This window comes from Inquilinus ginsengisoli (assembly GCF_050434925.1).
Lineage (GTDB): Bacteria > Pseudomonadota > Alphaproteobacteria > DSM-16000 > Inquilinaceae > Inquilinus > Inquilinus ginsengisoli_B.
This window is the reverse complement of record NZ_JBNDJK010000001.1, coordinates 4194978-4221235: the sequence shown is the minus strand read 5'-3', so window position 1 is coordinate 4221235 and position 26258 is coordinate 4194978. Positions and strand designations below refer to the sequence as shown.

The following is a 26258-nucleotide window of genomic DNA, read 5'->3' as shown; positions in this document are numbered from 1 at the left end:
AGAGCCGGTCCATCAGATTGGTGCCGTGGCGCCGGCCCGCAGCAGCGCATAGGTGAAGCTGTCGCCCAGCGCCTCGAAGGAGGCGTCGATGACGTTGGTGGAGACACCGATCGTCGACCAGCGCGTGCCGTCGGCGTCCTCGGTCTCGATCATCACGCGCGGCATCGCGCCGGTGCCCTCGTTCGAGCGCAGGATGCGGACCTTGAAGTCGACCAGCCGCAGCGGCTTCAGGCCGGGATAGATCGGCTCCAGCGCCTTGCGCATGGCGTTGTCGAGCGCGTTGACCGGGCCGTTGCCGAAGGACACCTCATGCCAGGTCTTTTCGCCGACGCGCAGCAGCACCGTGGCCTCGGATTCCTGCACCACCTCGCCGCGGGCGTTGAAGCGCCGCTCGTCCACCACGGTGAACCGGTCCATGGCGAAGAAGGCCGGCACCTGGCCCAGCATGCGCCGGGCCAGCAGCTCGAAGCTGGCGGCGGCGGTGTCGTAGGAATAGCCCTCGAACTCGCGCTGCTTCACCAGGTCGACCAGCCGCTCGACATTGCGGTCCTTCGGGTCGATGGCGACGCCGATCTCGGCGAAGCGGGCCAGGATGTTCGCCCGCCCGGCCTGGTCGGAGACGACGAGATGGCGCCGGTTGCCCACCCGCTCCGGCGCCACATGCTCGTAGGAGCGCGGATCCTTGGCGATGGCGGAAACATGCAGCCCGCCCTTATGGGCGAAGGCGCGGCCGCCGACATAGGGCGCGCCGGCCTGGGGCGTGCGGTCCAGCCGCTCGTCGAACCAGTGGCTGAGATCGGTCAGCGAGGCCAGGCCGGCCTCGGTCACCCCGGTCTCGTAGCCCATCTTCAGCGCCAGGGTCGGGATCAGGGTGATCAGGTTGGCGTTGCCGCAGCGCTCGCCCAGGCCGTTCAGCGTGCCCTGGATCTGGCGCGCCCCGGCCCGCACCGCCGCCAGGCTGTTGGCGACGGCATTGCCGGTGTCGTCATGGGTGTGGATGCCCAGCCGGTCGCCCGGAATGTGCCGGGCCACGGCCGTGACAATCTCGGTCACCTCATGCGGCAGGGCGCCGCCATTGGTGTCGCACAGCACCACCCAGCGCGCCCCGGCCTCACAGGCCGCCTTGGCGCAGGCCAGGGCGTAGTCCGGATTGGCCTTGTACCCGTCGAAGAAGTGCTCACAGTCGAATCCGGCCTCGCGGCCGCGGCCGACGATCTCCGCAACGCTGTCGCGGATCAGCTCGAGATTCTCCTCGCGCGGGATGTTCAGCGCGACGTCGACATGGAAATCCCAGGTCTTGCCGACGATCGTGATCGCCTGGACGTCGCAGTTCAGCAGCGCCGACAGGCCGGGATCATTGGCGGCGCTGCGGCCCGGCCGCCGGGTCATGCCGAAGGCGGTGAAGCGGCCATGGGCCAGCTTCGGCGGGTCGCGGAACAGCGCGTCGTCGGTCGGGTTGGCGCCCGGCCAGCCGCCCTCGACATAGTCGATGCCGAGCGCGTCGAGCTTCTTGGCGATGGCGATCTTGTCGGCCACCGAGAAGTCCACGCCCTGGGTCTGCGCCCCGTCGCGCAGGGTGGTGTCGAACAGCCAGATCCGCTCGCTCATCGCCTCACCCCACCCGACGCCACAGCGTGCGGTCCGGCTTGTCCTCCAGTGCGATGCCGGCGGCCACCAGCTGGTCGCGGATGCGGTCGGCCTCGGCGAAGTCCTTCGCCGCCCGCGCCGCCCGGCGGGCCGCCACCAGCGCGTCGATCTCGGCGTCGTCCAGCCCGGAATCCGCCTTCGGCCGCCAGCGGAACCAGTCCTCCGGCGCCTGCTCCAGCAGTCCCAGCAGCCGGCCGCCGGCCAGCAATCCGGCCGCAAGGCGGGCCTGCTCGGCGGAATCGGTCGCCTTGTTCAGCTCGCTCACGGTTTCGTGCAGCGCGGCCAGGGCCTCCGGCGTGTTGAGGTCGTCCTCCAGAGCCGCCAGCACGGCCGGGGGCACCTCGCCCGGTTCGGCCGGCGCGGTGCCGATGGCGCGCAGCGCGCCATAGAACCGGTCGAGCGCCGCCCGCGCCTGGCGCACCCCATCCTTGGTGAAGTCGAAGGGCTGGCGGTAGTGACCCGACAGCAGCGCATAGCGCAGCGCCTCGCCGGGGAACTCCTCCAGCAGATCATGCGGCGTGTAGAAGTTGCCGAGCGACTTCGACATCTTCTGGCCTTCGACCTGCAGGAAGCCGTTGTGCAGCCAGACATTCGCCATCACCGGCGTGCCATGGGCGCAGCGGCTCTGGGCGATCTCGTTCTCGTGATGCGGGAAGACGAGGTCGATGCCGCCGGCATGGATGTCGAAGATGGTGCCGAGATGGGCGGCGGCCATGGCCGAGCATTCGATGTGCCAGCCCGGCCGGCCGCGGCCCCAGGGGCTGTCCCAGCCCGGCTGGTCGTCGGTCGATGGCTTCCACAGCACGAAATCCGCCGGGTCGCGCTTGTAGGGCGCCACGTCGATCCGGGCGCCGTCGATCAGCTCGTCGCGGTTGCGGCGCGACAGCTGGCCGTAATCCGGCATCGACGGCACATTGAACAGGACATGGCCATCGGCGGCGTAGGCGTGGCCCTTGTCGATCAGCGTGCCGATCATCGCCTGCATCTGCGGGATGTGCTCGGTGGCGCGCGGCTGGATGTCGGGCAGCAGGGCGCCCAGCGCCGCCATATCCGCGGCGAAGACCTCGCCGGTGCGCCGGGTCAGCTCGCCGATCGACTCCCCGTTGGCCTTCGCCCGCTCGATGATCTTGTCTTCGATGTCGGTGATGTTGCGGGCATAGGTCACCTGCGGATACAGCGTCCGCAGCAGCCGGTACAGCACGTCGAAGACGACGATCGGCCGGGCATTGCCGATATGGGCGTAGTCATAGACCGTCGGGCCGCAGACATACATCCGCACATGGCTCGGATCGATCGGGACGAAGGCTTCCTTCGTCCGGGTGAGCGTGTTGTGCAGAGAGAGCGCCACGGGTCGCAATCCTAAGGTCAGACCTGTCCGGTCGGGACCGCGACGATTACCAGATCGGGCCCCTGGCGTCCAAGGTTCCGGCCGCAGGGCAGCCCGGTCAGCGACGCTTGCCGAACCAGCCCTTGCGCTGCGGCACCACCGGAGTGCCGGCCATCAGTGGCGGGCCGGCGGGGGCGGTCTCCGGCTCGTCGAACTGGGCGGTCAGGGATGGGCGATGGGCGCGGGCCGACGCGGACGGGCGCGGCGGTTCCGCCACCGCAGGCCCCAGCCGGGCCGCGCGGGCAGGCTCGGCCGGCGGCTTCACGCGCAGGCGGGGCGCCGGCTCCGCCGGTCGCGGGGCCGGCGCCGGATCGGAGCGAAGCGCCGGGGCAGCCGGATGGGCGACCGGCGCCGCCGCTGCCGGGCGGATCTCGGCCCGCGCAGGCGCGGCAGCCGGTCGGCCGAGCACGGCGCAATCGACGAAACGGTCGCATTCCGACTGGAACATCGGGTCCATGCGGCGGGCGGGGCCGATGGCGATCACCCGCTTGCCGTGACGGCGCAGGCTGCGGACCAGCGGCAGGAAGGCCGCGCTGCCGGTCACCAGCACCACGGTGTCGATGCTGCGCTCCAGCAGCGCCAGCTCCATGGCGTCGACCACCAGGCGCAGCGAGGCGGCGTCGCGGCCGGGCTCGATCTCGGTGGTCTGCACCTGGTCGAAGCCGTGGCGATGGGCGACGCCGCGCAGGTCGGACAGCGTTGCCCAGTCGGCATAGGCGATGCGGCGGGCCGGGCGGCAGACGGTGCCGAGTCCGCCGAGGATGCGGGCGAGATCCTCCGGCCCATCATCGACCGAGGCGTCGCCCGACAGCGACGCGACATCGAGGAAGACCGCGGCCACCGGCAGCACCGGGGTGTCCTGGGCAGGCAAGGTATCGTCGGTCATATCGGGTTCTTACTCCGGACCGCGGGTCGGCGCCAAGAGGGGAAGGGCCAAGTTTTACGCAAGTTTTAGCAGGATGGGGCGTTCACGCCACACGGCCGGAGAGCCGGGCCAACGCCCGCTGCCGTCCGATCAGCGGCAGCAGGCCGCGCAGCTCGGGCCCGTGGTCGAGGCCGGTCAGGGCCAAGCGCAGGGTCAGGAACAGCGGCTTGCCCTTGACCCCGGTGCGGTCGCGCACCGCCACCGTCCACTCGCTCCACGTGGCATCGTTCCAGGGCTCGAGCGGCAGCAGCCCGGCCGCGGCAGCCAGCAGCGCCGCGTCGGCGACGACCGGCGTCACCGGTCCGGCGACCACCCGCCACCACTCGGCTGCGTCTTCAAGCCGCTGCAGGTTCGGGCGCAGCACCGCCCAGGCGGCCTCGTCGACGGCGCCGAGGCCGAGCGCCACCAGCCGGTCGCGCACCGCCGCATAGGGCGTCTCGTGCAGGATGCGGCCGTTCAGCCGCTCCAGCTCGGCCGGGTCGAAGCGCGGGATGGCGCGGGAGAATTTGGCGAAGTCGAACTCGGCGACCAGAGCGTCGAGCGACAGCCGCGGTTCGATCGGGTCGGAGGTGCCGAGCTTGGCCAGCAGGCTGGTCACCGCCAGCGGCTCGATCCCCCCCTCCCGCAGGCTGCGCAGCGACAGGCTGCCCAGGCGCTTGGACAGGCCGTGGCCCTCGGCGTCGGCGATCAGCGAGGTGTGTGCATAGGCCGGCGGCGCGGCGCCCAGCGCCTCGGCCAGCTGGATGTGCATGGCGGTGTTGGCGACATGGTCCTCGCCGCGCACCACCAGGGTGATACCCATGTCGATGTCGTCGACCACCGAGCCGATGTGATAGAGCGCCCGGCCGTCCTCGCGCACCAGCACCGGGTCGGAGATGTCGCGACCGTTGAAATGCACCCGGCCGCGGACCTTGTCATCCCATTCGACCGGCGCATCCGCCATCTTGAAGCGCCAATGCGGCCGGTGCCCTTCCGCCTTGAGCCGGGCGCAATCGGCGTCGGTCAGAGCCAGCGCGGCGCGGTCGTAGAGCGGCGGCAGGCCGCGGGCCAGCAGGCTCTTGCGCTTGAGCTCCAGCTCCTCGGCCGATTCGTAGCAGGGATAGAGCCGGCCAGCCGCCTTCAGCCGGTCCTGCGCCGCCCGGTAGCGGTCGGTGCGGTCGGACTGGCGGGCGAAGCCGTCCCAGCCGAGGCCGAGCCAGCGCAGATCCTGCTCGATCGCCGCGGCGAATTCGGCGCTGCCCCGCTCGGTGTCGGTGTCGTCGAGCCGCAGCAGGAAACGCCCGCCCGTGGCGCGGGCGGCGAGCCAGCAGACCAGCGCGGTGCGGACGTTGCCGACATGCAGCAGGCCGGTCGGGCTGGGGGCGAAGCGGGTGATGATCGGAGCGGAGGTCGGCAAGTCGGTCATGGGCGGGGAGATAGCACGATCCGGCCGGTAACGGAAAAGGCCCGGTTTCCCGGGCCTTTCCGTCACGAAGGCTGAGTCAGGTCAGGCGACGGTGGCGATCACTCGTCGCCGCCGGCGCTCTCGTCCCCGCCGCCGGAGGTCATCATCCGGTCGGAGACCAGCCCGGCATTGCCCCGGATCTTGGCCTCGACCGACTTCGCCATCTCGGGGTTGTCGCGCAGGAAGCCCTTGGCGTTCTCGCGGCCCTGGCCGATGCGCTGGCCGTCATAGGAGAACCAGGCGCCCGACTTCTCGACCACCCCGGCCTGGACACCGAGATCGAGCAGCTCGCCGGTCTTCGAGATGCCTTCGCCATACATGATGTCGAATTCGACGGCGCGGAACGGCGGCGCCATCTTGTTCTTCACCACCTTGACCCGGGTCTGGTTGCCGGTGACGGTCTCGCGGTCCTTGATCGCGCCGATGCGGCGGATGTCGAGCCGGATCGAGGAGTAGAACTTCAGCGCGTTGCCGCCCGTCGTCGTCTCCGGATTGCCGAACATCACGCCGATCTTCAGCCGGATCTGGTTGATGAAGATGACCAGGCTGTTGGACTTCGAGATCGAGCCGGTGAGCTTGCGCATCGCCTGGCTCATCAGCCGCGCCTGCAGGCCGGGCTGGCTGTCGCCCATCTCGCCCTCGAGCTCGGCCCGCGGCACCAGCGCCGCCACCGAATCGATGACGATCACGTCGATCGCGCCGGAGCGGACCAGCGTGTCGGTGATCTCCAGCGCCTGCTCGCCGGCATCGGGCTGGGAGATCAGCAGATCGTCGATGTTCACCCCCAGCTTGCGGGCATAGGTCGGGTCGAGCGCGTGCTCCGCATCGATATAGGCGCAGGTGCCGCCGGCCTTCTGCGCCTCGGCCACCGCGTGCAGCGCCAGCGTGGTCTTGCCCGAGCTTTCCGGCCCGTAGATCTCGATGATCCGACCCTTCGGCAGGCCGCCGATGCCGAGCGCGATGTCGAGGCCCAGCGACCCGGTCGAGATCACCTCCGCATCGACCTGGGGCCGCGCCCCGAGCTTCATCACCGACCCCTTGCCGAAGGCGCGTTCGATCTGGGTCAGGGCGGCTTCCAGCGCCTTGGTCTTGTCCATCGGAGCTCTTTCCACAACGCGGAGAGTCGGGGTCGACATCACCAGTCCCTTCCAGTTGCATGGCGCCATACGCCGCGTCAATGCAGCTCTTGTACACGTTTTGTTCGCATCGAGCAAGAGCCGAAGCGAGAGGCGCCTTTCGCGGCCGCGGCTTCGCAAGCAGGATCAATCCGCTTCAGGCTAACAGGAGCCCGCCTCTCTCAGATCCCTTGTACCCTGCGCCGGTTCAACATGCCGACAGGGCAGGAGGGCGGCGCAGCGCGATGCAGCGCATCGCGCAAGCCGTTCGACGCACCATGTCGGCATGTTCAACCGGCCCGGAGGGTCGCCTTGCGGCGGCCGCCTGCGGGCGCGGGCCACTCGATCGTATGGTCCGATACGCTCTTCGCGGCCCGCGCCCTCATTCGACTCTCCGCAAGGCGACGCAGGGTGCAAGGGATCTGAGAGATGCGGGCTTAGCCCGGGAGAACGAACCGATGCCGAAGGACGACACGCTCGACCGCCACCTCGCCCGCATCCAGCGGGTGATCGACCACATCGCCGCCCATCTCGACGACCCGATCGACCTGGACCGGCTGGCGGAGGTGGCCTGCTTCTCGCCCCACCACTTCCACCGGGCCTACCGGTACCTGCTGGGCGAGACGGTGGCGGACACGGTGCGCCGGCTGCGCCTGCACCGCGCCGCCGGCACCCTGCTGGAGAGCGAGACGGCGATGGCCCGCATCGCCCGCCGGGCGGGATACGGCAGCGCCGCCGCCTTCAGCCGCGCCTTCGCCGAGCGCTATGGCCAACCGCCGGGCGCCTATCGCGGCACGCGCCGGTCGTTCCCCTTCGACCCACCCGAAGGAGAGACAGCCATGCCCGACGTGACCTATCGCACCCTGGCGCCGATTCGCGTCGCTGCCGTCCGCCACATCGGCCCCTATATATGGAGGTCGGCCGCAGCTTCGACATCCTGATGTCCTGGGCCCGCGCCCGACAGTTGCTGCGCCCGGCGCCCGCAGCCTGGGGCTCTACTACGACGATCCGGCCGCGGTGCCGCCCGCCGAGCTCCGCTCCGACGCCTGCCTGGAGGTGCCGGAGGGCGTCACCGGCGAGGGCGAGGTTTCCATCCGGACCGTCGCCGGCGGGCCGCACGCGGTGCTGCGCCACACCGGCTCCTATGCCGAGCTGGAGCGGTCCTATGCCCGGCTGTACCGGACCTGGCTGCCGACCAGCGGCACCGAGCCGGCGGAAGCGCCGATCTTCGAGGAGTACCTGAACGATCCGCGCAGCACGCCGCCGGCGGAGCTGATCACCGACATTCACCTGCCGGTCCGGACGATCCCGGAAGCGCATGGCTGATAACGCCGGAAGGCCGGATCATCCTCTGATCCGGCCTTCCACGCTGATCCGATCGGACCTCAGAACGGATAGTAATTACCGGTCGGCAGCCGGTTCACGGTCAGCGGCAGCGTGGCGTTGGGCTTGCAGGTCACGGCCCGCCGCCAGCTCGGCTCCGCGGCGGTGGCGTAGGAGCCTTCGGGATACGGGCCGGGGGCCTCCGCCGAGACCGGGTTCGGTCCGGTCGGCACGTTGATCACCTCATAGGACGGCACGCGCTGCGGCTGCTCGCCGGCGGCGACAGGGACCGCGGCGAACGGAATGTAGGTGTCGTCCGACTGGTCTTCGATGGACGCCCCGGCCGCACGGCGGGCGGCGCGGCGGTCGCGCGCCGAGGACACCGGAGCCATGGCCACAACCGGCCCCTGGAATCGTGCCGCCGCGGCGGGCGGAACGGTGTAGGGCTGCCCAGGCGCGGCCGAGGCCGAGGCCGAGGCCGCCGGCACGAAAGCAGGAGCCGCAACCGGCGCCAGCGCGACCGGCTGCCCCGGCGCCGCCGCTTCGGCCGGATAGCAGTTCGGCACGGGCAGGCACTGGAAGGTCGCCCCCTTGCGGCCCTCGACCACGTCCTCGACCTTGAACACGGCCAGGCGGTTGATCTGGGCGCATTGCGCGTTGGCGTAGATGGCGGCCTGATCCGCACTGTTGATGAAACCCGCATAGTCGACGCGGGTCTCCTTCGGCGTCACCGGATCGATCCCGCAGCCCGAGACGGCGAGAACGGCGGCGAAAAGCGCTGCGCCACGAAGCATCGAATACCCTCGATCTGAAAGCCCCTCGCCGCCACCCTAACACGGACACGCAGCGAGGCGGAGACGAGAACCGCGCCTTCCATCAAAGATGGAAGCACGCGGCGGCGAGGCCACGCCTTTCGGCCGAGACCACAGACGACAACGGCGCCTCTCGGCGCCGCGCATCGGTCAATCGTCGCGGTGGGTGCGTTCCAGCCGCTCGTGGCGCTCCTGCGCCTCGAGGCTGAGGGTCACGGTCGGCCGTGCCTCCAGCCGCTTGACGCCGATCGGCTCGCCCGTCTCCTCGCAGAAGCCGTAGGAGCCGTCCTCGATCCGCCGCATCGCGGAGTCGATCTTGGACAGCAGCTTGCGCTCGCGGTCGCGGATCCTGAGCTCGAGCGAACGGTCGGTCTCCGCGGAGGCCCGATCGGTCAGATCGGGCTCCTGGATGCCGCCATCCTGCAGGCTGCTCAGGGTCGCGTTGGATTCGGCGAGAAGGTCGGCCCGCCACTTCAGAAGCTTGCGCCGGAAATACTCCAGCATCATCGGATTCATGAAGTCTTCATCATCCGACGGCCGATAATCCGGGGGCAGAAGCATCGCTGTCATCGCAACAACCACTCACTGTCTGACGTGCCGGCCTTCGTCCGAGCCTGGGCGGCGCGGAGTATAGGGAGACGCCGGAACGGAAACAATCGAAACGATGCGCGGATCGTATTTTATAACCCGCTGATTTTGTTGGACTTTTAACGACCGCACAAGATCCGTCGCCCCCGGACGCCGCTTCGCCTCGCCGCATCGGGGTGCCGCAGCGGCCCACCGGATCAGGTCCGGTCGGGCGCATTGCGGCATGCGGCGCCCTGATAGCGCCGAACGGGGCGGGAACGCAAGGGGATCAGAGTGTGGCGGCGATCCGAGCGGCCATGCGTATGACGAAGACCGCCGCCCAGGAGGCCTCTCCAGGGCGGCGTACCGGTCGCGGCGGGGCGGTCGTCAGCGCGGCAGGCGGACGGTCTGCGCCAGGAAGATCACCAGCGCGCAGCCGATCGGGAACAGCACCTCGTTGACGCCGACTCCGACGATCCGCGGCAGCTCGGGCACGGTGCCGCCGGCCGCGAGGGCCTGCCAGGTCAGGGCGGTGATGGTGCCGCCGAACACCAGCCCGGTCGCGGCGCCCGCCAGCAGGAACGGCCTCGGTCCCCTCGTCCCGCGTTCCACCATCCGCCCCAGCAGCCAGCCCAGCAGGCCGTATTCGACCGCCTTGACCGCGGCGATGACGACGAGCGGCACGGCGGCGGGCTGGCCGACGGCGCCGAGCGACGCCGCCATCACCTTCTGCCCGGCATTGGCCGCGCCGATCGCCACCGGGGTGCAGATCGCGGCCAGGATCCCGGCCAGCACGGCCCGCAGCTTGACCAGGACGGTGCCCATGCTGACGCCGAAGCAGACCAGGACGGACCAGGTGATGCCCTGCACCAGATCGGCCAGGAACCGGACCCCGGGGAGTTGGCCCCCGGCCGAGACCCGTGCCGACAGCACCAGCACCTGCATGGCGAAGCCGAGGAGGATCGCCACCCAGGCGATCGCGACGATCTTCCGCACGGTGCAGGAGGCCGGAGCGCCGGCCTCCGCCCCGCCGTGGTCGAGGGATGCGTTCTCCGCAGCCATGAGGGCCTCCGACATTGGTGGTCAGCAGGCCCTTGCTTACGGCAGTCCCTATCCTCCCCCTGTTCCCGCGGGAACGACGCCCTGGAAAAGCCCGATCCGGCGCGCGACAGTGCAACGAGAGCCGACTGCCGGGAGCCGATCGTGACCACCACCTTCACCGCCCTTTCGCTCGGCCTGGCCGCTTTGCTCGTCCCGCTGGCCGGCGCCTCGGCCAATGACACGACGGCGCAGCTGGCGGCCGGCGGGCTGGTCCTGACCAAGTCCGCCGACATCGAGATGCGGTCCGAAGACCTGTATGTCTCGGCGAAGGAGATCCGGGTCGGCTACCGCTTCTTCAACCGCGCGGCGCAGGACAGGACGGTGACCGTCGCCTTCCCGATGCCGGACGTCACGCTCGACTTCATCGACGGCATGACCGCCGTGCCGCATCCCGGCAGCGAGAACTTCCTGGACTTCTCGACCAAGGCCGACGGCAAGCCGGTGGCGACCGCGGTCGAGATCAAGGCCTTCGGCAACGGCGTCGACCAGACGGCGCTGCTGCGCAAGCTGGGCGTGCCGATGTATCCCGATGCCGATTATGACGGGCTGACGGCGCTGCCCAAAGCCAAGCAGGACGAGCTGATCGGGCTCGGCCTCGCCGCGGTCAACGAATTCGATTCCGGCAAGGGGTGGGAGCAGCATGTCGTCCCGATGTGGACGCTGAAGACCACCTACCATTTCCAGCAGACCTTCCCCGCCGGGCGCGAAGTGGTGATCGAACACCGCTACACGCCGGGCACCGGGGAGAGCGTCGGGTCGGTGATGGGATCGCCCTACGCCCCCGGCACCCCCGAATACGCGGACGACCTGCGGACCTATTGCATCGACCAGGGCTTCCTCGCCGCGGTCGGCCGGGCCAAGGCCAAGGCCGGTCAGGACGGCATGCCGTTCAGCGAGCAGCGGGTCTCCTACATCCTGACGACCGGGGCCAATTGGGCGGCGCCGATCAAGGATTTCCGGCTGGTGGTCGACAAGGGCGATGCCCGCAACCTCGTCAGCTTCTGCGCCGAGGGGGTGAAGAAGATCTCGCCGACCCAGTTCGAGGTGCGGAAGACCGACTTCACCCCCGGCGCGGACCTCAATGTGCTGATCCTGCGGCCGATCCCGCCTCAGTAGGGCGGGCGTCTACAGCCGCCAGAGCGCGCTGCGCCGTTCCAGCATCTTCCGCCGCTGCTCGGCCGGCAGCTTGGGCATGATCTCGAGCACCGTCCCCTCCACCACGTCGCGCAGCTCCTTGAACTTGTCGCGCACCGCCGCCAGCGCCGCGGCGGCCTTGTCGGGGTCATAGGGATCGGCCGACAGTGCCTGGTTCGCCGAGGAGCGCAGCCGGCGCATATCGTTCCAGATCGCATCGGCCTCGGCCCGGCGCTGGCCGAGCAGATGCCCCAGCGTGGTGCGGTCGGGCTCAGGCAGGGTCGCGACCGCCTCGGACAGCGCCGACGGGTCGGACCGCGAATCCGAGCGCCACAGCCAGGTGCCGAGCACGCCGAGCAGCAGGAGGTTGAGCGCGAGCGAGGCGACGAAGGCCCAGCGCCACGAGCGTGCAGTCACGGCGTTCCTCCGAAGGGCGACGAGTCGTCGGCCAGGGCGTAGCCGAAGGTCGACCAGTCGTCGTCATTGGCCTGCACCGTCGGCACCATGGCGCCGAGATAGACGCCCACCACCAGCGCCGCGGCGAAGGCGACCGCCGGTCGCCAGGACAGGATTTCCGAAATCCAGCGGCGCGGCCGCGGCGCCGCGTCGAGGATGCGGCCGAGCAGCGCCGCCGAGGGCGGGGGCACCCGCAGGTCATTGAGAGCGGCGGATACCGCCCGGGCATCGGCCATGGCGGACCGCGCCTCGGCCGAGGCGGCCAGCAGCGCCTCCGCCCCGTCCTGATCGGAGGCGGGCCATCGGTCGATCACCGGACCGTGCCGGTCGAGCAGATCGAGGAACCGATCGAGCGTCATTTCGGCCATGTCACACCTCTCCCATCAGATCGGCCCGTTCCGCCGCCAGGGCCTGGCGGAGGGCGCGCCGGCCGCGCGCCAGGAGCGATTCCACCGCCTCGACCCCGACCCCGAGGGTCTCGCCGATCTCACGATTGCCCTGGCCCTCGTAGTGACTGAGCAGGATCGCCGCGCGCTGCCGTTCGGGCAGCTGGGCCAGCGCCTCGGCGACCCGGCGCGAGACCCGGGCGCGCTGCAGCCCGGCTTCGGCGCCGGCGGCGGGGTCCGGCGGCTCCGGCACCGCGTCGAGCGCGACCGAAGGCTGCCGCCGCAGCCGGTCGATCGACCGGTTGTAGGTGACGCGGGTGAGCCAGGTCGAGATCGTGGCGCTGCCGTCCGGCCGCCAGCGCCCGGCCTCCTTCCACAGCGCCAGGAACGCATCCTGGGCCACGTCCTCGGCGTCGGCGCGGCTGCCCAGCATGCGCTGGGCAAAAGCGAGCAGGCGTCCGAGATGCCGGTCGACCAGGCGGCGGCAGGCGGCGGCGTCTCCCGCCGCCACCGCCGCCACCAGGGCATCGTCGCTCTCGGCCACGCTTCAGTTGCGGTGGGTCTTGAGGTCATCGATCGAAAGAACACCCGTCTTGTCGGTGTCGCGGCGGTCGAAGCGGGCCAGAGCCGGCGCGTCGAATTCAGCCGCGGTCACCTTGCCGTCCTTGTCCGCATCGAGCTTGTCGAAGCGCTGTTCCAGGCGGGGGCGTATCTTCGCGATCATGGCGTCGACATACTGCTCCTTGGTCAGCGCCCCGTCACCCGCCGTGTCGAGCCCTTTGAACCGCGCCTCGGACCAGGCCAGGACCTCCGTCCGCTCGATCTTGCCGTCCTTGTTGGTGTCGAGCTGGCGGAAGAACCCGCCGCGCCAGCCGCCCTCGGGCGCGCCCTGGGCGGCCGCCATGGCGGTGCCGGCGACGAGGGCGACCAGTGCCGAACCGACAATCCACTTCGTCTTCATGATGCTCTCGGTATTGCGCACCACCAGGGTGCCCGATGTCCCCTTCACGCCGCAGCCGCCGAGTTCCGTCGCAAAGTCGGACTCACCGACGCTTGCGCGACCCCGGGACTTGGCCCACCTCTTGGTGCAGATGCCGATCCGCAACCGGGCGATGCCATGGCCGACTTCACCTTCCTGGACCGCGACGTCCTGCGCCTGACCGGCGAGGACCGGACTGCCTTCCTGCAGGGGCTGGTCTCCAACGACATGCGCAAAGTGGCGCCCGACCGCGCCGTCTTCGCCGCCTTCCTGACGCCGCAGGGCAAGTACCTGCACGATTTCCATGTGGTCGCGCTGGGCGACGCCTGGCTGATCGACTGCGAGGCCGGGCGCGGCGCCGACCTGTTCCGGCGGCTGCGGATGTACAAGCTGCGCTCCAAGGTCGAGCTCGCCGATGTCACCGCCGACTGGGCGGTGGCGGCGATCCCGGGCGAGGCCCTCGATCTGCCGAACGAGCCCGGGGCCGCGCGCGCCCTGGTCGACGGCGTGATCCATGTCGATGCCCGGACGGCGGCGCTCGGCGCCCGGGCGCTGCTGCCGAAAGCGACGGCGAAGGCCGCGCTGGCGGGCCTCGGCCTCACCGAGACCGGGCCAGAGGCCTGGGACCGGCTGCGCCTGACCCTTGGCGTGCCCGACGGCAGCCGCGACCTGGTGCCGGAGAAGACGGTGCTGCTGGAGGCGAACTACGATTCGCTGAACGCCATCGCCTGGGACAAGGGCTGCTACATGGGCCAGGAGCTGACCGCCCGCACCCGCTACCGCGGCCTGTTGAAGAAGCGGCTGGCGCCGGTGCTGCTGGACGGCCCGGCGCCCGAGCCCGGCACCCTGATCCTGCGCGACGGCCGCGAGGCCGGCGAGATGCGGTCGAGTCGTGACGGCATCGGCCTGGCGCTGCTGCGGCTGGAGGCGCTGGAGGGCGAATCGGGGCCGCTGCTGGCCGGCGACACGTCGATCCGCCCTGCGACCCCGGCAGGAAAGGCGGCCTGACCTCTCCGAGCGCTGGCGACTCACCCCGGCAGCATGGTTTCCTATCCCTTGCGGCGCATTTTCGCCGCGAGGGGGAGTCCACCATGCGCATCTTCGCTGTCATCGGCCTGCTGCTGTGGGCCGCCGCCGCCGGTGCTGCCGAGCCGGCACTTGACCTGACCATCGGCGGCGAGACCCGCCATTTCACCCGCGACCAGCTTCTGGCCCGGCCCGACGCCGCCACGATCGAGGTGGCGAAGGACGCCATCTACGGCCGCGCCATGACCTATCGCGCCGTGCCGGTGGCGGGGCTGATCGCCGGCCTGACGCCGCCGCCCGACGCCGTGATCGAGGCGGTGGCGACGGACGGCTACGCGGCGCAGCTGCCGGTCGACCAGATCCTCAGCACTGACCCGAAATCCGTGATCGCCTGGGTGGCGATCGAGCCGGCGGATGCCCCCTGGCCCACCCTGCCGGACAAGACGGTCAGCGCCGGCCCCTTCTACCTGGTCTGGACCGGCGACCAGGCGGCGGCGGTGCGCAGCGAGCAATGGCCCTACCAGATGGCCAGGCTGGCGACCCAGCCCTCCCCCGCCGCGCGCTGGCCGGAGCTGGCGGTCGATTCGGCCCTGCCGGCCGCCGACCCGATCCGCAGCGGCCAGACGCTGTTCGTCACCCAATGCCTGGTCTGCCACAAGCTGAACGGCGCCGGGTCGGCCGCGATCGGGCCGGACCTGAACCGGCCGATGAACCCGACCCAATACCTGGCGCCGGCGGCGCTGCACGCGCTGATCCGCGACCCGGCCACCGTGCGCGACTGGCCGGACCGCAAGATGCAGGGCTTCACGCCGGAGCAGATGAGCGACCGCGAGATCGAGCAGGTCATCGCCTATCTGAGGCACATGGCCGGGCGGAAGGGCTGAGAGCCCCTTCCCCGTTTCCGCCGGCACCTGATCTGCTCTAGGGTCGTCCCAACCCGCGTTTCCCAGAGGATTCTTCCCGTGAGCACGCTCGACCAGGTCCTGTCGGCGATCGACGCCGGCCTCGATTCCAGCCTCGACCGGCTGATGGCGTTCCTGCGCCTGCAGAGCATCTCGACCGATCCCGCCTACAAGGCGCAGTGCCGCGCCGCGGCCGAATGGCTCGCGGCCGACCTGGCCGATGCCGGGATCGCCGCCGATGTGCGGCCGACCACCGGCCATCCGATGGTGGTCGGCCACGCCGTCGCGGCCGGCGCCGGTCCCTCGGTGCTGTTCTACGGCCATTACGACGTGCAGCCGGTCGACCCGCTGGAGCTGTGGCACGCCCCGCCCTTCGAGCCGCGGATCGAGACCGGGGCGGACGGGGTGAAGCGCATCCGCGCCCGCGGTGCGTCCGACGACAAGGGCCAGCTGATGACCTTCGTCGAGGCCTGCCGCGCCTGGAAGGCCGTCACCGGGTCGCTGCCGCTGCCGATCACCGTGTTCTTCGAGGGCGAGGAGGAATCCGGCAGCCCCAGCCTGAACCCATTCCTGGAGGCCAATCGGGAGGAGCTGTCCAAGGACCTGGCGCTGATCTGCGACACCGGCATGTGGGACCCGAAGACGCCGGCGATCACCACCAGCCTGCGCGGCATGGTCTATGAGCAGGTGACGATCACCGCGGCCAACCGCGACCTCCATTCCGGCATCTATGGCGGCTCCGCCCGCAACCCGATCCATGTCCTGACCCGGATCCTGGCCGACCTGCGCGACGATGACGGCCGCATCACCGTGCCCGGCTTCTACGACGGTGTGGCCGAGGCGCCGACCCAGTTGAAGGCGCAGTGGCAGTCGATGGGCTTCGACGAGGCCGAATCGCTGCGCCAGATCGGGCTGTCGGTCCCGGCCGGCGAGCGCGACCGCGCGCCCCTGGAGCGGCTATGGGCGCGGCCGACCTGCGACGTCAACGGCATCTGGGGTGGCTATACCGGCGAGGGCGCCAAGACAGTGATCCCGTCCAAGGCCTTCGCCAAGGTGTCGTTCCGGCTGGTCAGCGACCAGGACCCAACCAAGATCCGCGACGCCTTCCACGATTTCGTGCGCGCCCGCCTGCCGGCCGACTGCACGGCCGAGTTCTGGTCGCGCGACGGCAGTCCTGCCCTGTCGCTGGCGATCGACAGCCCGGCCCTGACCCGCGCCCGCGCGGCGCTGCAGGACGAATGGGGCCGGCCGGCGATGCTGATCGGCTCCGGCGGCTCGATCCCGGTGGTCGGGTCGTTCAAGACGATCCTGGGCATGGATTCGGTCATGGTCGGCTACGGCCTGGATGACGACCAGATCCACAGCCCGAACGAGAAATACGACCTGACCAGCTTCCACAAGGGCATCCGCTCCTGGGCCCGCATCCTGGCGGCGCTGGCGGAACGATAAGGGCGGCGCCCCCCTCTTTCGTTGTCATCCTCGGGCTTGACCCGAGGATCCAGGGGCTTTCAAGAACAGCTCTCGGTGGCCCCTGTCATTGCCGGGTCAAGCCCGGCAATGACAGCAAGAGAAGGCGTTTGGCCTTCGTTACCCCAGGTGGAAGCTCGCCATGGCGGCGATGCGTCCCCGGTCGCTCGGGTGGCGGTCGCCGCCGCGGCGCATGTGGCGCAGCCGGCGCAGCTCCGGCACTCCGCTGCGGCCCAGATGGTGGAGCATGGCGACATGGCTGGAGGGCACGGTGATCGTCATCGGTCCCGCCGGCGCCAGGACGGACAGCGCCGCGACAATGGCCGCCGCGGTCTCCTGGTCCTCGGCCAGCACCGGGCCGACCCGGTCCGGGTGGCGCAGCCCGTAGCCGGCCACCCGCCCGTCGCGGCGGCAGACCACCCCATCGGGATATTCGCGGAACAGCTCCCTGAGCCCGGTCGTGCGGTCGGCGCCGAACACCGCCGCATCATAGGCCGCGACATCCGGCAGGTCGGCCTCCGCCATCGGCGCCAGGCCGGACACCGGCGGCGCCTCGACCGGTCCTGTCGCCTCCAGCACCACCGAGGCGTCGACATCGACGAAGCCGAGCCTTTCGTACAGCGGCGCGCCGAAGGGCGAGGCGTCGAGCAGGACTACGCGGTCGGCCGGCACCGGCGCCAGCGCCGCCTCGACGATGCGGCGGCCGAAGCCCCGCCCCTGCACCGCCGGATCGGTGCCGACGACGCCGAGATAGGCCACCCGGCCGTAATCGACCACCGCCGCCCCGGCGCGCAGCACGCCGTCCGCCTCCAGCACATGGATCGCGGCGTTGGGCATTCGCGACAGCCGGGCGATGGTCGGCCCGAACCGCGGGTTGCCGAAGGCCGCCCCCATCAGCGCCGTCAGCTCCACCTCCTCGCCGGGCCGCATCCGCCGGCAGACCGGACTCATCCGACCGCCACCAGCACGGCACCACCGCCGATCAGCGCCACGCCCAGCCAGGCCAGGCCGGACAACGTCTCGCCCAGGACGATCGCGCCGAACACCGCCACCAGCACGACGCTGAGCTTGTCGATCGGCGCCACCTGCCCCGCCTGGCCGAGCTTGAGCGCCCGGAAGTAGCAGAGCCAGGAGGCCCCGGTCGCCAGGCCGGACAGCACCAGGAACAGCCAGGTCCGGCCGGAGATCGAGGAGGCCGGCTGGAACTGCCCGCTGGCGGCGACGATGCCGCCGATCGCCAGCAGGATGACCACGGTGCGGATGAAGGTGGCGAGGTCGGAGTTGATCGCCTCGATGCCGATCTTGGCGAAGATCGCGGTCAGGGCGGCGAAGACGGCGGAGAGCAGCGCCCAGAACTGCCAGGAGGAGAGAAGGTTCATGCTCGACTCGCTGCAGGAGACCCGACCACCTTGGCCCCGATCCCAAGGGCAGCGGAAGGGGTCGCGGCCACGCGCCTGCCATGCCCTGGCCGACATGATGCTTGCGGGCGCCGGATGGGATGGCTATTTTCAAAGCATGGACTTTGACAATAATCCTTCGCGGGAGCCGGCGACGGCGGCGGAGCGGCTGCTCCTGCTGCTGAAGACGCGCGGCGGCCAGAGCGCTGCGGCGCTCGGAGCCGCGCTCGGCACCACCGGGGAGGCCGCGCGGCAGCAGCTGGTCAAGCTGGCCGAATCCGGGCTGGTCGAGTCGGCGCCGCAGCGTGCCGGGGTCGGCCGGCCGCTCCAGCTCTGGTCCCTCACCGCCGCCGGCCATGCCCGCTTCCCCGACGGCCATGCCGAGATGGTGGCCGGGCTGATCGCCGGCGTCCGGCGCGAGCTGGGCGAGGCGGCGCTGGACCGGCTGATCGCCGCGCGCGAGGCCGAGACCTTCGCCCGCTACGCCGACGCGGTGACCGGCGCGGCGACGCTGCGCGACCGGATCGCCGCCCTGGCTGGCCTTCGCACCCACGAGGGCTACATGGCTGGGTGGGAGGAAGACGAAAACGGCTTCCTTCTGGTCGAGAATCATTGTCCGATCTGCGCCGCGGCGGCGGCCTGCCAGGGCTTCTGCCGCTCCGAGCTCGACTTGTTCCGCCGCGTGCTCGGGCCGGAGGCCCGGGTGGAGCGCACGGAGCACATCCAGGCGGGGGCGCGCCGTTGCGCCTACCGCATCCTTCCACACCCAAGCCGATCAGAAAGTGAGCACCACCATGGCGTTTGAACTTCCCCAGCTGCCCTACTCGCAGAACGCCCTCGCCGAGCGCGGCATGTGCCAGGAGACGCTGGAGCTGCATCACGGCAAGCACCACCAGGCCTATGTCACGGCGCTGAACGGCTTCGTCGAGAAGGACGATTCGCTGAAGGGCAAGTCGCTCGAGGAAATCGTCGCCTTCGCCTACGGCAAGGACAACCTGGCCCCGGTGTTCAACAATGCCGGCCAGCATTGGAACCACATCCTGTTCTGGCAGAACCTGTCGCCGAAGGGCGGCGCCATCCCGGGCGCGCTGGAAAAGAAGATCACCGAGGATCTCGGCGGCGTGCAGGCCTTCAAGGACGCCTTCAAGGCGGCCGCGATCGGCCAGTTCGGCTCCGGCTGGGCCTGGCTGGTGCTGGGCAAGGACGGCAAGCTGAAGATCACCAAGACCCCGAACGGCTCCAACCCGCTCGCCACCGGCGAGGGCAAGGTGCTGCTCGGCCTCGACGTGTGGGAGCACAGCTACTACCTGGACTTCCGCAACCGCCGTCCGGACTACGCCCAGAACTTCCTCGACAAGCTCGCCAACTACGAGTTCGCCGAGGCCCAGCTCAAGGCCGCCTGACGCCGACCCCGCCCGCCGGTCCGGTTTCCGTCACGGGAGCCGGGCCGGCGGGCGGCCTTTTTCCGACGGCCCTCAGGGACAGACCTTGGTCGCGCGCACATCGCTTCGCCTCAACCCGGACCCGCGGCACCCGCCGGCGGTTCCCCGCGACCGTTTCGCCGAGGCGCTGTCGCGCCTGACCGCGACCATCTGCGTGGTGGCGGCGGCCGAGCCCGACGGCACCCGCCACGGCCGCACCGCCACGGCGGTGATGTCGCTGGCCGCCGATCCGCCGACCATGCTGGTTTCGATCGACCGCAGCAGCGCCATGGCCGGGGTGATCGAGGCCACCGAGGGCTTCTCCGTCGCCATGCTGGCCGAGCATCAGGACGAGGTCGCCGACGCCTTCGCCGGCAAGCTGGCGATCCCCCGCTCCGAGCGTTTTTCCCGCGGCATTTGGTCCACCTGGCCGTCCGGCCGGCCGAAGCTGGAGGGCGCGGTCGCCGTGATCGACTGCCACCTGATCGGCCTGACCGAGGTGTCGACCCACATCCTGTTCGTCGGCCTCGTCACCGGGGTCGAGACCCGCAACGCCTCCCCCCTGCTGTGGAGCCTGCGCCGCTACGCCGGCGTCGCCGCCCGCCCGGCCGCGACGCCAGGGGTGGACGAGGACTGAGCCAGAGAAGGCCGGCGGTCGGCAAGCCATCGTCACGCCCTTCCCCATCTCCGGCGATCCAATCCTGCCCGAAGGCAGACGGCACGCGGAACGATCGGACCGTCGTCGATCCTGTTCCTGCGGTCCGTGTGCGAGTGTCAGGGGAAGGCTGCCCCGGGCGGCTTCGCGTGTGATCCGTCCGGTCAGACCGACCAGCGGGCGGCAAGCGGTCATTCCATTGCGGCCGACCGACGCCGCGAATGCGCCGCCAGCCGGCGTGCTGCTCGGTTCCCGGAAGCGGACACGGGTCGAGCGGACCGCCGTCGGCCCCGAGCCGGAGGTGGCTCCTCCGGCCCGGACGCCTTGCCCTAGCCAGGACTACAGCACGAAGTCCGCCGCGGTCAGCGCGTGGTCGGAATAGACGGTGATCAGCGCGTCTTCGACATTGTTGCCGGTGGTCTCGAGATAGACGCCGTAGTGGCCGCCGCCGAAATCCAGCACCCGGATCTGGCCGGCGGCGGTGAAGGCGCCGGTGCCGAAGGTGAAGGCGGTGTTGCCGGGGCCGGCGCCATTGGCATCGATCGCGGACAGATCGATCCGGTCGCCGGTGGTGAAGTCGGTGATCGTGTCCCGGCCCGCGGCCGCAAGGGTGCTGTCGCCAGTCGCGACATAGCGGAAGGCGTCGGCGCCGGCGCCGCCCTTCAGCACATCGGCGCCGGCGCCCCCGGTCAGCACGTCGTCGCCGGACAGGCCCCACAGCGTGTTGGCGCCGGCGTCGCCGGTGATCGTGTCGGCGAAGCCCGAGCCCATCACCTGCTCGATGCCGACCAACGTGTCACCTTGGGCATCGCCGCCGCTGGAGGCGCCGCCGAGCACCACGATCACGCCGGCGGCCGAGCCTGCATAGCTCGCCGTGTCGATGCCGGCGCCGCCGGTCAGCGAGTCGGCATCCGCCCCGCCCTCCAGGAAATCATTGTCGTCGCCGCCATCGAGTTGGTCGGCACCGGTACCGCCGGTGATGCTGTCGTTGCCGGCATGGCCGAAGGCATCGTCATTGCCAGCGCCACCATCCATCGAATCGTTGCCGGCGTCGCCGGACAGGCTATCGGTCCCGTCGCCGCCGACAAGCCGGTCATTGCCGTCCCGGCCGCTGAGGATGTCGTTGCCGGCCTCGCCCGACAGCGCATCGTCGCCGCCACGACCGTCGATGAGGTCGGCACCGCCCTCGCCGCCGATGATGTTGCGGCCGGCGTCGCCGGACAGGGTGTCGCTGAAGCTGGAGCCGTAGAGGTTCTCGATGCCGGTCAGCGTATCGCCCATGGCATCGCCGCTGAAGATCAGGCCGCTCTGGATGTCGACGAAGACCTCGGCGCTCGACCCCTGGTAGTTGGCGAAGTCCAGGCCGGCGCCGCCGTTCAGCGCGTCGCCGCCGGCGCCGCCGCGGAGCGTGTCATTGCCGTCGCCGCCATTGATGGTGTCGTTGCCGTCGAAGCCCATCAGTAAATCGGCCTGGGTCGAGCCGCCGATCGTGTCGTTGCCCGAAAAGATGGTGGCCAGCATCGCCAGTTCGTCGCCGCCGTTGAACCCGGAGACCAGATCCTCCAGCGCGATGTTCGTGCCGGTGATCGAGAAGACCTGGATGGACAGAGGCGTGCTGTAGGTCAGGCTGTCGACGGTGCCGGCATAGGTCGACGGCAAGGTGAAGGACATCCCGGCCCCGGTGATGCCCAGTTCCCCGCCGTCCAAGAAGAGGAGGGCGCCGTTCGTCGGCACGGGAATGTCCGCGGTGGCGAGGCCCGAGGACGCGATCTGCGAGAGAGTGCCGAACTGGATGCCGGCGCCGTTGAGTCCAGAGTCGTTGAGCACAGTGAAAACCGCCATGGAAAACTCTCCTCGTTTAAGTCTTATGATCCGCCGGCCAATCCCGGCCCGGAAACTTTGCCAATGGTCTGGCTGTGCCCGAATCTTCAAGTCTGGGCTTCGTAAGCCCTGAAAATATCCATCCCAGACAACCGGTTCTGCGTGTATAGAATTCTTCATCTTTTCCAGGAAGATTTGCCCTGGAAAATCGGGGTCGTCGTGGCGGCGGGGCAATCGGAGGAACGGAGGGGGTTTGGCGCGGGATATCGATCGAAAGCTGCGGGTGACGGCTGCCCTCCTGGGTGCGGTGACGGCCAAGGACCTCGCGGCAGCGTTCCGTCGCGCCAACCCGGCGACCTCGTTCGATGTCGAGCGTGCCCACAAATGGATCCAGGGGCGTGCCCGCCCCCGCGAGCTCCGGCTTTACGAGGACTGGGCCAAGGTCGTGGATCTCGACCGCCCCGGGGCCTGGATCGCGGACTGCGAACTCGACGACTTCATCGGGGTCATCTGCGCCCGGCACAATTGCGACCGCGACATGCTGGAGCGGCGACTCGAATCGTCGCGGCGTCCGACAGCAGGGCAGCGGCAGGAGCGGAACCCGGCGCTCGCAGGGACCTACGCCTGCTACTCGCATGCCTGGTCGCCCTATTTTCGCGGCCAGCTCATCCGGGGAGAATTCTCGATCGCGCAGCAGGGCTCGCAGGGGCTTCTCGCGTGCTATTCGGAGCGCCTGCCGACCAGCCGATTGCATCTTGAAGGCCGGCTGGAGGTGACAGGACGGGCCATGCATCTCGACCTGCGCGAAACCGACGGCAATGCGCACATGCTGTTCTGCTTGTTCTCGCCAACGCCGCCGGCGAGCGTGCTGGCCGGCTTCATGTGCGGTGCGACGATCATTGATCCCGACGCGCAGCCATCGGTGACCCGAATTGTGATGGTCCGGCTTCCAGGACCGAGCATGCGGTTGCGCTCCGCAGATGCGTACCTGCCACCTCAAGCTTCGGTTGCCGCCGATCTGGCGTCACTCGGCCTGCCAATTCCGAATCTGGCCGCGGTCGACCACGGCGTCGGCGGGTTTCTGGCGGGCAACCAGAATAGCGGGCTTAACCAGGTCGACCCACATTCCTACAGAACGTTGATCGACCTGTTCAATCCGATCTGGCTCGCCGGCGCGACAGCGATGCGGGGGCGTGTCGGAGAGGCCTAGTGTCCGGGCGCAGTGGCCGGCGCGGAAACGTCGGGTTTTGGAGCAACCCGGCAGATCGGCAAAGGACCGCTTCGGTGAAGGGTTTCGGATGCAAGGGTCGCGTGCGGTCATGTCCGCTCTCCGAAGTCCAGCGCGACGGCAGCTTTCGGCTCTCTCAGTCAGCTTGGCTGGCCGAGACGGGCGGGCACGGGCAAAACCGCGGTGTGTGAAGAACTGCGACGGCGCGGTTACCACGCCATCAATGGTGACCGGGAGTTGTCTTATCAAGGTGATCCGGAGACTGGTGAACCGCTGGATGGCTTTGTGCATGAGCACCATATTTGGGATGTCGACAAAGTCAAATCCCTGGTCTCTGATCAATGCAACGCGATTTCCTTCTTCTGCGGCGGCTCCAGAAATTTTCCCCGCTTTATCGATTTGTTTGACGGGGTCTTCATTCCCGAAGTCGATGTCGACACGTTGAACCGGCGGCTTGCCGGGAGGCCCGGAAGACGAGTGGGGCGGAAGATCAAACGAACGGGAGCTGATCGCGCGACTGCATGCAACGAAAGCGGATGGTCCGCAGAATGCGGTGAGCATTGACGCCACTGCGCCGCTCGCCCGTGTTGTCGACGACATTCTCCCGAAATGCGGAGAGGCGGACCAAGGGGCCCACTAGCAAGCTCCGTACCTTCCGCTGATCCGGCCGGAACTCCTCGACGCGAGCACCCGGACCACCCGGTTGAACTGATTTCCGGCGTCGCACGACAAGCTTCCCCGCGGTCGGCCGTGGTCGGAATACACGACTGGGGCGCCCGTTGGGGCACCCCAGTCAGCCGTCGCTAGAGCACGAAGTCGCCGGCGACCACGGTCAGATTGCCGGTGAGCTGGATGTGGAAATCGGAGACGCCGTCGCCGTTGACGTCGCCGGCGATGGTGGTGATCCCCGGGCTGGTGACGACAGCGCGCAGCTGTCCGGCGAGGCTGGTGTAGAGGCCAGAGCCGATGAAGGTGAAGGCCTGATCGCCCGCTACGCCGGTGTCGGCATCGATCGCCGACAGGTCGACCAGGTCGCCCTGGGCATGGCTGAAGTCGGTGATCCGGTCGGCGGCCCCGACGACGCTATGGGAGGCGGCAGAGAAAGCGAAGAGGTCGGCCCCGGCTCCGCCGGTGAGCACGTCCTGGCCGGCCCAGCCGTTCAGCACATTGGTCAGGGCGTTGCCGGTGATCTGGTCGGCCACGGTCGAGCCGTGGACGTTCTCGATGCCAACATAGGTGTCGCCCTGGGCATCGCCGCCCGTGCCGGTGCCCGCGACCAGGTCGACCGTCACCCCCACGATGCCGGCAAAGTAGCTGGCGAGATCGTCACCGTTGCCGCCATCGAGCGTGTCGGCCCCAGCCCCGCCGCGAAGCACGTCATCGCCGTCCCAGCCGGCCAGGACGTTCGCGCCGGCGGTGCCGGTCAGTGCATCATTGGCTTGGCTGCCGTTGACGTTCTCGATCCCGGCAAAGGTGTCGCCCTGGGCGTCGCCGCCGGATCCGGTTCCGGCCGCAAGGTCGACGGTCACACCGACTGTGCCCCCATAGTAGCTGGCGATGTCGCTGCCGGCGCCGCCGTCCAGTTGATCGGCGGCGGCTCCGCCGCGGAGCACGTCGTCGCCGTCACCCCCTCGGAGGGAATCGGCGCCGCCGAGGCCTTCGAGGATGTCGTTCCCATTGCCGCCGTCGAGAACATTTGCTCCGCCATTGCCAGAGACGCGGTCGTCGTGGCTGGAACCAGCCACATTCTCGATGGAGCCCAGGCGATCTCCAGCGGCGTCGCCCGCGCTTCCCCTGCCGGCGATAAGGTCGACCACGACAGCCGAAGTTGAGCCGCTGTATCGCACCGTATCGGTGCCGCCTGCCCCCTCCATCCTGTCCACCCCCGCGCCACCTTCGAGGATGTCGTCACCGCCATTGCCCCACAGCACGTTGGAGCCGGCGTTGCCGACAAGCGTGTCGTTGAAGGCGCTGCCGCCCACGTCTTCGATGTTGGTCCACCGGTCCCCGGTGGCGTGGCCTCCGCTTGCAAAGCCGGTGGCAAGATTGATCGAAACCGCGGTGGGCGAGACCTCGTAACCGATCACGTCGATCCCGTCCCCGCCATGGAGCACGTCAGCTCCAGCAAGACCGAACAGGTAGTCTGCGCCGCCATTCCCCCACAGCACGTTGGAGCCGTCATTGCCGACGAGACGGTCGCCGAAGGCGCTGCCGCCCACGTCTTCGATGTTGGTCCACCGGTCCCCGGTAGCGTGGCCTCCGCTTGCAGAGCCGGTCGAAAGATTGATCGAAACCGCGGTGGGCGAGACCTCGTAACCGATCACGTCGATCCCGTCCCCGCCATTGAGCACATCAGCTCCGGCAAGACCGAACAGGTAGTCGGCGCCTCCTAGACCATTGATCGTATCGGCAAGGTCAGTGCCGGTGAGGCGATTGCCACCCGCGTCTCCGTTGATAACGGCCATCGTCCATTCCTCTGTTCACGTTGGGATATTGCGACGCAGTGGTCGCAGTTGCAGACAGCCGCGCTCCGGCGGTCAGACACTGATCAATGAGAAGGAATGCGCTGAGAGCGCCTGAGGATTTGCCCCAGCGCTCCGACGTTCTCTCCCAATTGGCGCATCCGAGCTGCGTGCCCTCGCCTGGATGGAGGGGCCGGAATGCACTCAAGAATTGATGCATCAGTAGTCATATGGGATTCTGCAGTCCTTTTGTGTGAAGTTATTCTCTTAATGCGGATAGGTTAAGGATTTTTATCATATGGAGCGAGCGAGTCAATCGCCGCTTTATGCTATTTTCTTTCAATTAATCTCAATATTAAGTATTTTATGATGAAAATCGATGCTTTTATATCAACACGACTGCGAGGGCTCCAAGTTATGTTTGCAGAAGCAGCATTCTTGCGCAGAAACACACTATCCACTTCCAAGGCGCGGCGGAATGACCGGCTATGGCGCTGTCGAGACGCATGTGCCGCTTACCCTGCACGCTCCCGAGATCTGCCCCTCACCCGCCGCGGACACGCACTCGCCGGCACGGTGGGCGCTTGACATGGCGGGAGCCCC

Annotated in this window: 27 protein-coding genes; 11 read left to right on the top strand and 16 right to left on the bottom strand. The window is 69.2% G+C overall.

Annotated features, from left to right (window positions below):
• Window positions 1-12 precede the first annotated feature (12 nt).
• From cimA to recA, 5 genes are all read right to left on the bottom strand, one after another.
• Window positions 13-1608, bottom strand: a complete 1596-nt coding sequence (gene cimA, locus QFZ27_RS20115) for a citramalate synthase (protein ID WP_429228179.1) — start codon at window positions 1606-1608, stop codon at window positions 13-15.
• A 4-nt stretch (window positions 1609-1612) separates the two neighbouring features.
• Window positions 1613-2995, bottom strand: coding sequence for a cysteine--tRNA ligase (cysS, locus tag QFZ27_RS20110; RefSeq protein WP_429228178.1), 1383 nt, complete (start codon window positions 2993-2995; stop codon window positions 1613-1615).
• 97 nt (window positions 2996-3092) lie between these two features.
• Window positions 3093-3920, bottom strand: coding sequence for an NYN domain-containing protein (locus QFZ27_RS20105; RefSeq protein WP_429228177.1), 828 nt, complete (start codon window positions 3918-3920; stop codon window positions 3093-3095).
• Window positions 3921-4002: 82 nt separating this feature from the next.
• Entirely contained in the window at window positions 4003-5364 is a 1362-nt protein-coding gene (gene gltX, locus QFZ27_RS20100; protein WP_429228176.1) for a glutamate--tRNA ligase, read from the bottom strand.
• 98 nt (window positions 5365-5462) lie between these two features.
• Window positions 5463-6539, bottom strand: coding sequence for a recombinase RecA (gene recA / locus QFZ27_RS20095; RefSeq protein ID WP_429228175.1), 1077 nt, complete (start codon window positions 6537-6539; stop codon window positions 5463-5465).
• Between the two features lie 437 nt (window positions 6540-6976).
• Here recA and QFZ27_RS20090 point away from each other — a divergent pair, with 437 nt between their 5' ends.
• A complete protein-coding gene (locus QFZ27_RS20090; protein ID WP_429228174.1) occupies window positions 6977-7459 on the top strand; it encodes a helix-turn-helix domain-containing protein in 483 nt (160 codons plus the stop codon).
• 76 nt (window positions 7460-7535) lie between these two features.
• Window positions 7536-7844 carry an AraC family transcriptional regulator gene (locus QFZ27_RS20085; RefSeq protein ID WP_429228173.1) on the top strand — a complete coding sequence of 103 codons (309 nt, stop codon included), beginning with the start codon at window positions 7536-7538 and terminating at the stop codon, window positions 7842-7844.
• A gap of 59 nt (window positions 7845-7903) precedes the next feature.
• Here QFZ27_RS20085 and QFZ27_RS20080 read toward each other — a convergent pair whose 3' ends face one another.
• The 3 genes from QFZ27_RS20080 to QFZ27_RS20070 form a co-directional block, all read right to left on the bottom strand.
• Window positions 7904-8635 (bottom strand): hypothetical protein, encoded by a 732-nt coding sequence (locus QFZ27_RS20080; RefSeq protein ID WP_429228172.1) that lies wholly within the window; start codon window positions 8633-8635, stop codon window positions 7904-7906.
• Between the two features lie 168 nt (window positions 8636-8803).
• Window positions 8804-9223 carry an RNA polymerase-binding protein DksA gene (dksA, locus tag QFZ27_RS20075; protein WP_138892197.1) on the bottom strand — a complete coding sequence of 140 codons (420 nt, stop codon included), beginning with the start codon at window positions 9221-9223 and terminating at the stop codon, window positions 8804-8806.
• 384 nt (window positions 9224-9607) lie between these two features.
• Window positions 9608-10282 carry a hypothetical protein gene (locus QFZ27_RS20070; RefSeq protein ID WP_429228171.1) on the bottom strand — a complete coding sequence of 225 codons (675 nt, stop codon included), beginning with the start codon at window positions 10280-10282 and terminating at the stop codon, window positions 9608-9610.
• 141 nt (window positions 10283-10423) lie between these two features.
• Here QFZ27_RS20070 and QFZ27_RS20065 point away from each other — a divergent pair, with 141 nt between their 5' ends.
• Entirely contained in the window at window positions 10424-11437 is a 1014-nt protein-coding gene (locus QFZ27_RS20065; RefSeq protein ID WP_429228170.1) for a DUF4424 domain-containing protein, read from the top strand.
• Window positions 11438-11446: 9 nt separating this feature from the next.
• On the opposite strand, the gene QFZ27_RS20060 is transcribed toward QFZ27_RS20065, so the two are convergent.
• From QFZ27_RS20060 to QFZ27_RS20045, 4 genes are read right to left on the bottom strand one after another with little or no spacing between them, the layout of a single operon-like run.
• Window positions 11447-11872 (bottom strand): periplasmic heavy metal sensor, encoded by a 426-nt coding sequence (locus QFZ27_RS20060; protein ID WP_429228169.1) that lies wholly within the window; start codon window positions 11870-11872, stop codon window positions 11447-11449.
• Window positions 11869-12279 (bottom strand): hypothetical protein, encoded by a 411-nt coding sequence (locus tag QFZ27_RS20055; protein WP_429228168.1) that lies wholly within the window; start codon window positions 12277-12279, stop codon window positions 11869-11871. The genes QFZ27_RS20060 and QFZ27_RS20055 overlap by 4 nt, the downstream gene beginning before the upstream one ends.
• Before the next feature lies 1 nt (window position 12280).
• A complete protein-coding gene (locus QFZ27_RS20050) occupies window positions 12281-12841 on the bottom strand; it encodes an RNA polymerase sigma factor (RefSeq protein ID WP_429228167.1) in 561 nt (186 codons plus the stop codon).
• A gap of 3 nt (window positions 12842-12844) precedes the next feature.
• Window positions 12845-13402, bottom strand: a complete 558-nt coding sequence (locus tag QFZ27_RS20045; RefSeq protein ID WP_429228166.1) for an EF-hand domain-containing protein — start codon at window positions 13400-13402, stop codon at window positions 12845-12847.
• 12 nt (window positions 13403-13414) lie between these two features.
• Between QFZ27_RS20045 and ygfZ the strand changes: the two genes are divergently transcribed.
• The 3 genes from ygfZ (at window position 13415) to QFZ27_RS20030 (ending at window position 16653) form a co-directional block, all read left to right on the top strand.
• The gene (gene ygfZ / locus QFZ27_RS20040; protein WP_429228165.1) at window positions 13415-14284 is read left to right on the top strand and encodes a CAF17-like 4Fe-4S cluster assembly/insertion protein YgfZ; all 870 of its coding nucleotides are present in this window, start codon (window positions 13415-13417) and stop codon (window positions 14282-14284) included.
• An 83-nt stretch (window positions 14285-14367) separates the two neighbouring features.
• Window positions 14368-15186 (top strand): c-type cytochrome, encoded by an 819-nt coding sequence (locus tag QFZ27_RS20035; protein ID WP_429228164.1) that lies wholly within the window; start codon window positions 14368-14370, stop codon window positions 15184-15186.
• A gap of 78 nt (window positions 15187-15264) precedes the next feature.
• The gene (locus QFZ27_RS20030) at window positions 15265-16653 is read left to right on the top strand and encodes a dipeptidase (protein ID WP_429228163.1); all 1389 of its coding nucleotides are present in this window, start codon (window positions 15265-15267) and stop codon (window positions 16651-16653) included.
• A gap of 138 nt (window positions 16654-16791) precedes the next feature.
• Here the strand turns inward: QFZ27_RS20030 and QFZ27_RS20025 are convergent, their stop codons facing one another.
• Both QFZ27_RS20025 and QFZ27_RS20020 read right to left on the bottom strand, forming a co-directional pair.
• On the bottom strand, window positions 16792-17622 hold the full coding sequence (locus tag QFZ27_RS20025; RefSeq protein ID WP_429228162.1) for a GNAT family N-acetyltransferase: 831 nt from the start codon (window positions 17620-17622) through the stop codon (window positions 16792-16794).
• Entirely contained in the window at window positions 17619-18050 is a 432-nt protein-coding gene (locus QFZ27_RS20020) for an EamA family transporter (RefSeq protein WP_429228161.1), read from the bottom strand. The genes QFZ27_RS20025 and QFZ27_RS20020 overlap by 4 nt, the downstream gene beginning before the upstream one ends.
• A 136-nt stretch (window positions 18051-18186) precedes the next feature.
• Between QFZ27_RS20020 and QFZ27_RS20015 the strand changes: the two genes are divergently transcribed.
• The 3 genes from QFZ27_RS20015 (at window position 18187) to QFZ27_RS20005 (ending at window position 20126) form a co-directional block, all read left to right on the top strand.
• On the top strand, window positions 18187-18873 hold the full coding sequence (locus QFZ27_RS20015) for a helix-turn-helix transcriptional regulator (protein WP_429228160.1): 687 nt from the start codon (window positions 18187-18189) through the stop codon (window positions 18871-18873).
• A complete protein-coding gene (locus tag QFZ27_RS20010) occupies window positions 18863-19471 on the top strand; it encodes a superoxide dismutase (protein WP_429228159.1) in 609 nt (202 codons plus the stop codon). The genes QFZ27_RS20015 and QFZ27_RS20010 overlap by 11 nt, the downstream gene beginning before the upstream one ends.
• An 85-nt stretch (window positions 19472-19556) precedes the next feature.
• A complete protein-coding gene (locus QFZ27_RS20005; protein WP_429228158.1) occupies window positions 19557-20126 on the top strand; it encodes a flavin reductase family protein in 570 nt (189 codons plus the stop codon).
• Between the two features lie 357 nt (window positions 20127-20483).
• Here the strand turns inward: QFZ27_RS20005 and QFZ27_RS20000 are convergent, their stop codons facing one another.
• The gene (locus QFZ27_RS20000; RefSeq protein ID WP_429228156.1) at window positions 20484-21986 is read right to left on the bottom strand and encodes a calcium-binding protein; all 1503 of its coding nucleotides are present in this window, start codon (window positions 21984-21986) and stop codon (window positions 20484-20486) included.
• A 232-nt stretch (window positions 21987-22218) separates the two neighbouring features.
• Between QFZ27_RS20000 and QFZ27_RS19995 the strand changes: the two genes are divergently transcribed.
• A complete protein-coding gene (locus QFZ27_RS19995) occupies window positions 22219-23175 on the top strand; it encodes a hypothetical protein (RefSeq protein WP_429228155.1) in 957 nt (318 codons plus the stop codon).
• Window positions 23176-23376: 201 nt separating this feature from the next.
• Window positions 23377-23757, top strand: a complete 381-nt coding sequence (locus QFZ27_RS19990; RefSeq protein ID WP_429228154.1) for a hypothetical protein — start codon at window positions 23377-23379, stop codon at window positions 23755-23757.
• 239 nt (window positions 23758-23996) lie between these two features.
• Here the strand turns inward: QFZ27_RS19990 and QFZ27_RS19985 are convergent, their stop codons facing one another.
• Window positions 23997-25658, bottom strand: coding sequence for a calcium-binding protein (locus QFZ27_RS19985; protein ID WP_429228153.1), 1662 nt, complete (start codon window positions 25656-25658; stop codon window positions 23997-23999).
• Window positions 25659-26258: the final 600 nt, after the last annotated feature.